The organism is Christiangramia sp., assembly GCF_029937855.1.
Taxonomy (GTDB): Bacteria; Bacteroidota; Bacteroidia; order Flavobacteriales; family Flavobacteriaceae; genus Christiangramia.
This window is the reverse complement of record NZ_JAPYPC010000057.1, coordinates 1-6,980: the sequence shown is the minus strand read 5'-3', so window position 1 is coordinate 6,980 and position 6,980 is coordinate 1. Positions and strand designations below refer to the sequence as shown.

At 34.8% G+C, this 6,980-nt stretch carries 7 protein-coding genes; 2 read left to right on the top strand and 5 right to left on the bottom strand.

Translation table 11 applies throughout. The annotated features are described in order from the left end of the window. Positions 1–125: 125 nt before the first annotated feature. Together Q1K34_RS17620 and Q1K34_RS17615 are read right to left on the bottom strand one after the other, a co-directional pair. A complete protein-coding gene (locus Q1K34_RS17620) occupies positions 126–905 on the bottom strand; it encodes a DUF1206 domain-containing protein (protein WP_300441941.1) in 780 nt (259 codons plus the stop codon). Between the two features lie 234 nt (positions 906–1,139). Continuing rightward, on the bottom strand, positions 1,140–1,367 hold the full coding sequence (locus Q1K34_RS17615; RefSeq protein WP_300441939.1) for a hypothetical protein: 228 nt from the start codon (positions 1,365–1,367) through the stop codon (positions 1,140–1,142). 370 nt (positions 1,368–1,737) lie between these two features. Here Q1K34_RS17615 and Q1K34_RS17610 point away from each other — a divergent pair, with 370 nt between their 5' ends. Continuing rightward, positions 1,738–2,196, top strand: a complete 459-nt coding sequence (locus Q1K34_RS17610) for a hypothetical protein (protein ID WP_300441937.1) — start codon at positions 1,738–1,740, stop codon at positions 2,194–2,196. 288 nt (positions 2,197–2,484) lie between these two features. Next, a complete protein-coding gene (gene mgrA, locus Q1K34_RS17605) occupies positions 2,485–3,480 on the top strand; it encodes an L-glyceraldehyde 3-phosphate reductase (protein ID WP_300441935.1) in 996 nt (331 codons plus the stop codon). A gap of 250 nt (positions 3,481–3,730) precedes the next feature. Here mgrA and Q1K34_RS17600 read toward each other — a convergent pair whose 3' ends face one another. The 3 genes from Q1K34_RS17600 to Q1K34_RS17590 are packed head-to-tail and all read right to left on the bottom strand — an operon-like array spanning position 3,731 to position 6,911. After that, on the bottom strand, positions 3,731–4,702 hold the full coding sequence (locus tag Q1K34_RS17600) for a type I phosphomannose isomerase catalytic subunit (RefSeq protein WP_300441932.1): 972 nt from the start codon (positions 4,700–4,702) through the stop codon (positions 3,731–3,733). 12 nt (positions 4,703–4,714) lie between these two features. Continuing rightward, a complete protein-coding gene (locus tag Q1K34_RS17595; protein WP_300441930.1) occupies positions 4,715–6,334 on the bottom strand; it encodes a glycosyltransferase family 39 protein in 1,620 nt (539 codons plus the stop codon). Then, positions 6,318–6,911: a lipid-A-disaccharide synthase N-terminal domain-containing protein gene (locus Q1K34_RS17590; RefSeq protein WP_300441944.1), complete on the bottom strand. Its 594-nt coding sequence runs from the start codon at positions 6,909–6,911 to the stop codon at positions 6,318–6,320. The genes Q1K34_RS17595 and Q1K34_RS17590 overlap by 17 nt, the downstream gene beginning before the upstream one ends. Positions 6,912–6,980: the final 69 nt, after the last annotated feature.

Genomic DNA, 6,980 nt, shown 5'->3' with positions numbered 1-6,980 from the left:
GGGCTAGCCCCCAATGATTTAATTTGAGTTGCATTTATATATTGAACTTAGAATTTAAAAAAATTCTGGAGATTTGAAATCTCTCAAATATTTCTGAAGGTGTTTAAAAAAGCAAGCTTTTAAAATTATCTTGAGCTAGCAATACTCATAGCAGGATATTTCGCTTTTATAAGCATATAAACGCCGTAACCCACAAGACCCAAAGCCACAATACCAAGGGCAATAGAACCAAACTCGTTTTGGATATAGCTAAAAACATCTGTTTGCGTACTTATTTTTCCACCGGAAAAACCAGATTTTAAAGTAAAGAATGCCATTAACCCGAATACAACTCCCCGGGCGGTATGTCCAAATTTGCCGGCATTTATTAGAGCTTTTTGTTCTTTAGGATCCATGCCTACTTCCTCAACTTCTTCACGAAATTTACCGGAATATGCACGATAGAGATCATAAATCGCTTTGATACCCATTCCTATACCTATGATAATGGCAATAATATCCCCGTTGGAACCAGACATTAAAGATCCCATCATAGACTTGCCACCTCCCGATCCACCTCCAAAGGCCAGCTTTAGGGCATAAAAAGCAAGTCCTCCATAGATTAGTCCACTAATAAAATACGCCGCCCTTTTAGCATATCCCTTGGTATTGTCTTCTATTCCTTTAGGATTTGCAAAAGATTGGTACATCCTCCAGAACACATATCCTAATAGGCCAATTCCCATTAGTATGAGTAGGATCTGTCCATACGATTGTTGGGATAAATACTGTAGGGCACCTTTACTTCCCGTTTGCTGACCTCCCTGGCCAAAAGCTGCAAGGGCCGTTAAAACCCCGATAAGACAATATACTGTTCCTTTTGCGGCCATACCGAAGCGCGCAAAATTTTCTTTCTTACTACTCATTTTTAATATATTTGATTGGTTCGTATTTAATTAAAGTAATAGGTTCTTCCCTATTTCCGTTGGATTTTAGAGTAATTTTATACTTATTTTAGCTTATTTTCTGAAATTATATGTCAGAAATTTCAGCAAGCATGTATTTTTAAATTTCTTATAGCACTCCTTAATCACCATTTGAAAATGAGTGAGACTAAATGTAAGAATATGAAATTTGCAAAAATATTTTTAATTCAAAACTCATTTTTTTTCTATAAATTTTTGGTGGTCTTTGAGCCATTTATTCAGCTTTAATTTTCTTTTTGCAGGCACTTTTTTACCAGTCTTAGCTTCATGCCAATCATTTTCGTTTTCCTTCTTTTTATAGAATTTATCAGATGCCATGAATTCTATTCCAAGGAATTTATAAGACACAGAGGCTTTTATCAGGTAAGCATTCTCCACTTTAGAAATATTCACTAACCTCATACTTCTTCCGTTCTAATTTTAAAATTATTCAGTATTTCTATCGATTCAGAAATTCGATGGGAAATTAAATAAGCAAAAACAAAACTTCCCTAAAGCCTTGTTAAACTAAATACTTTGGAGGTTTTAACGTAAAAGTTGTGGCTATCCTCTTTAAGCAGGCATTTAAAATATTTTATTCTTTAAAAATTTGGTACAATTAAAATCATCTACTAAAAACCAAACCTCCTGTAATTGAATAACTTAAAAATCTCAATGGAAATTAATCAATAAAAAACAGCGAAATGTTAATTCCTAATATTTCCTTAAAAAATCATAATAGGATTTTTAAATTTACGTTCCAGTTAAACCAAACAAAAAAATCCCAGACCCTATGAAAAGATTTAAAATTGTATTGGTCTTTATCTTACTTAGTATTGCACTAGCCTGTGATAAAGACATGGATGACATAGACCGCTCTACCGCAGAAGCAAATGAACTAAACCTGATTGTTCAACAAGGGGAATGGAAAATATCCCATTTTTCAATGGATGGTTCAGACAGGACTGCAAATTATAAGGATTACCTATTTTTATTTGGAGAAGAGAATAATCTTACCGCAACCTCTTCTACAGATCAAATTACAGGTACCTGGAGAATAAATACTGATGCGGGAGGTGAACATGACTCTTATAATGATGTAGATTTTAATATTTTCTTTTCTTCAAGCGAAAAATTCGGAGAGCTTACTAGAAATTATGATGTGATCTCAGCTACTGAAAATGATATTAAACTTTACCTCCTAACAGGTGAAAATGAGGAAATGGTTAGCCTTAGCTTTAGTAAGAATTAATTGCAATCTTAAGGAATAAAAAGTTTACTATCCCCGGGGCAAGCCTTTGGCTATCGTGCCTTACCTATATTATGAGTTCATTTTGTCCTCTCTGGCCAAAAATCAAAGTTTTTTGTTTTTTCAAGCTGAACTCGTTTCAGCCTCTAATTATTTTGGATTTTCAATTAGTTAAGATCCCGGAATAAATCAGGATGACGCTCTTCCAACTTTTTAGACATCCTCATTTACTTTTTTGTAAAATATTACTTTCTGCGAGCATTTAGTAAATTGCAGTATAAAATTTTAAATATGGCTATTTATAAAGCAAAAGAAAACAGGTACGAAAAAATGCAATATCGAAGATGTGGAAAAAGCGGAATAAAGCTTCCACTTTTATCTTTAGGTCTATGGCATAATTTCGGTGATAACGATGATTTTGAAAACTCAAGGAATATCCTCAGAACTGCTTTTGATAAAGGGATTACGCATTTTGACCTTGCTAATAATTACGGCCCCCCATATGGTTCGGCAGAAAAGAATTTCGGAAAGATCTTTCAGCAGGATTTTAAAAGATACCGGGATGAACTTATTCTTTCCACCAAGGCCGGATGGGACATGTGGCCTGGGCCTTACGGGAATTTTGGATCCCGGAAATACCTAATTGCCAGTCTGGACCAGTCGCTGAATAGAATGGGAGTTGACTATGTGGATATTTTTTACCATCACCGCCCAGATCCTGAAACCCCTTTAGAAGAAACCATGGGAGCTTTAGATCAAATCGTAAGACAGGGAAAAGCATTATATGTAGGAATTTCACAATACAACGCTGAAGACACTCTAAAAGCTTCTAAGCTTTTAAAAGAGATGGGAACGCCATTTCTAATTCATCAGCCACGATACAATATGATGGATCGTTGGGTAGAAGATAAATTGTTAAATACATTGGAAAAAGTAGGAATTGGAAGCATCGTTTTTTCACCTTTAGAACAGGGTATTTTAACTTCAAAATACCTGGGGGGTATCCCGAAGGATTCCAGGGCTGCCACTGCAGGAAGTTATCTTGATAAATCCCAAATAACCGATCAAGTAGTGAATCAGATTCAGCAATTAGATCAAATCGCTAAAAAAAGGGATCAGAGCCTGGCACAAATGGCCGTAGCCTGGTTGTTGAAGGATAAACGGGTCACTTCTGTGCTGGTTGGGGTGAGTAAAGTGTCTCAATTAATGGATAATCTAGAAGCAATAAATAATATTGATTTTACCGAAGCAGAATTAAAAGATATCGACTCGATCTTAAACTATTAATTTGTTTGTAAAGTACCTTTACCCGAAAAACGACCTTCATTCTGCATCTGTTTTAGAATCTAATTTCAATAAAAAATAAGGTAATATTGAGACACTGAAATCGAAGAGTCAACGGAGATAAAAAATTTCTTGAAACCGACTATCCCCGATGCAGCGCCATCGGGGTATTTTTAAGATTAAGATCAATTCAGGGTGACCAAAGATCTTTTAGGCCAGAAAACAGCTATATAGTCATAAAGAACTTCTGGATTTAGTTGATATAAATTTCCAGGAGTTCTGCATTTTCTGCTGCTAACATTACGTCATTGGCTAAAGCGGGTAATAATATACTCTCCCCTTTCTTCAAAATTTCGGTGTTTTTCTCCAGCGTAATTTTTGCAGAACCCTCAATGCACATATATATTACAAATGAATCAAGGCGTGAATAATCTTTTTCTATATTTCCTTTTACAGGTAGATAATTCGTGGTAAAATACTGGCAGGAAGCAACTTCTGAAGATTCATTCTCCTTTTTATCATAGGTTAATTTAAAATCATCCCTTTTTTTAAAATCTATGGCATCCAGAGCCAATGCGGTATGAAGCTCCCTTTCATTTCCTTCTGAATCTACCCTATCCCAATCATAGATTCTATAAGTGATATCTGAGGTCTGCTGAATTTCAGCCAGCAAAACACCAGCTCCAATGGCATGAACCTTACCCGTATTTATAAATACGGAATCTCCCTGCTGAACCTCCTCAAAATTTAAAAGCTCTGTAATTTTTCCTTCTTCAAGATATTGCAGATATTCCTTTTTATCCAGGTCTTCTTTAAAACCAACATTCAATTTAGCTCCCTTATCTGCCTGCATAACAAACCACATTTCCGTTTTTCCGAAAGAATTATGTCTTTTTCTGGCCAGGTCATCATTAGGATGTAATTGAACAGAGAGATCGGTTTTGGCATCAATAAACTTTATGAGTAAGGGAAAATCATTGCCGAATTGCTTATAGATCCTTTTTCCGACTAGGCCAGCTTTATATTCGCCAATAAGATCGGTAAGGTTTTTCCCTGCTTCAGATCCATTTTTCACCTCAGAAATATGACCTTTCACGCCAGAAATTTCCCAGCTCTCCCCTATACCATCAACTGCTATATCTTTATTTAACAGATCTCTTAATTTGTTTCCGCCCCATATTTTTTCCTGAAATATGGGTTTAAATTTTATGGGATAATTAATCACGTTCTAAATCTTTTATTGTTTTCTGCTGATTAAAAATAAATTTCTGTATAATCTATCCCGGTACGTTCCGGGCTGTACATTCATATTTATCTCATCAATTTTTTCGATTTTAAATCCAGACAAAGCACTTTTCATTTGGTCAGTTTCTGCTTCGGTCACCAGTAACATAAATTTTTTACTAGTCGGAAAATCAAAATTATCTCCATTCTTTAGCGTTTCAATTGGCTTTCCATATTCCCATATTATTTCAGGAGTAAAGCCGCTATATTCGTATAGAGGGATGGATTGTTTTTCTAAATATAAATCTACTGTAGAAATACTTTTATAGGCCGGGTTCAAATCTAATTTTTTCAAAATAGGCAAACCAAAGAAAATAATAGAAATAATGAACCATACCGTAAGATAAAAGACAGGCTTAAATTTATTTTCTTTTAAATAATAAAGTATGAGGATGGCGATGGCGACCAGACAAATTGAAGTAAGTAAATACCAGTACCAGATTTCTGAAAATTCATCTTTAAAATAATAAAATCCTGCAAAAGGAAATGCCAAACCAATAATAGCAATAAGTCCAAAATTGAAATAGACAATCCACTTTTCTTTTTTAGGCATTATTTCAAACCTTCTGAAGAGATACTCAATATAAAAAGCGGTATTTAGTGCCAGAGGTATTAAAACCGGTAATAAATATCTTGATTTTTTTTCAGGAATTATAGAAAGAAGTATTACTGAAACTAAAGTCCAACCTAATGTGAATCTATATCCTTTTTTATCAAACACCCGGTTTTTGAGATATGGATATAAAAGCCCAACAAATGCAGGAATGGTCCATATTCCTGACTGAATTACAAAACTCCAGTAATAATAAAAAGGTCTTACGTTATAATCCAACCAACGTCCCGTCTCCCTTTCGGTGATCTTAGCCACAGCATTCGTATCAAAAAAGTAGACGTAAAGGCTCCAGGAAGCTGATACTGTCAAAGCCACAATAAGCATTAAAAGTAAGGCAGGCCATTTATCCTTTAAATTCCTGTACTTATAAATTACCCCATACGCAATTAAAAATGGTAAAAGCAGGGCGTACATAGAAACGGGGCCTTTACTTAGAAAAGAACATCCGAGAAACAATCCTGCAATTAAAGCATTTAAATATTTATTACCTTCATCTATAAAAATTCTATACATAGCATAAATGGACATCATCATCCAGGCATGTGTATGTATATCCCACTGCCCATCCCTTCCGGAGTATAGAATATAAAAAGAAGTCGCAGCAATTAAGCCAGAAATAAAGGCGAATTTTCGATGGGCAGTTATTTTAAGCCCTAATTTATAAATAAAAATTACGCTAATCGTCCCCATTATCGCAGCAGGTAACCGCAAGGCAAAAAGACTTTTCATTCCAAATATAAGCATGGATACGGCAGTTAACCAGGTGGGCAATGGTGGTTTTTCGTACCTGGGTTCATTATTTAACGTGGTGAAGATCCAATGATCAAGATTGATCATCTCCCGGGCTGTAGTGAAATTTCGAGCTTCCATGATATTGATCATGATCGCATCAAGGTTCACAAAAAATATTGCCAAACAAATAACACACAATAAAAGAAGATAATTATCCTTTAACTTCATTTCTTTGAATATAAATATTTCTAATATACATGATCAACCCCATTCCGTGCCCAGCTAAAAGTACGGGGTCCTTTCTAATTATCGCGTAGGTAACTATAATTGTTGAACCCAATAAACTTAGCAGCCAAAAGCCCAAAGGCAGACTTGATATTTTCTTTCTTTCAGAATAAACCCATTGATATATGAATCTTAAAGTGAATATTATTTGCCCTAAAGAGCCTAGGAGCAGTAACCAAAATGGTATGGCTTCGTTTCTAAATAACCTGGCGGCATCGTATTGATCATTATTAAAACCATATATAACTATTAGGAGCGGAAATATCCACAAAAAGACCCTGAAAAATTTAGGGAACCTACCCCACTCTCCCTGTAATTGAAGATTTCTTATATAAATAAAATAGGTCAAGGTTTGTCCCATCATAATGGCAAAATCATTTCTTAGGTATCCATACACAAAAAGTAGAAAGGAAGCCAGCAAGCTTAAATGCCAGAAAGTGATAGGGGTTATTATTTTTTTACTTTTTTCTGAAAGAAGCCACTGTATGATCATTCTTCCTGAAAACAGTAATTGTGCGATAAATCCAAGACTCTAAATAATCCAATTCTCCATAATTCATTTTTAGTTTTAAAAATGAAAATCAGTTTA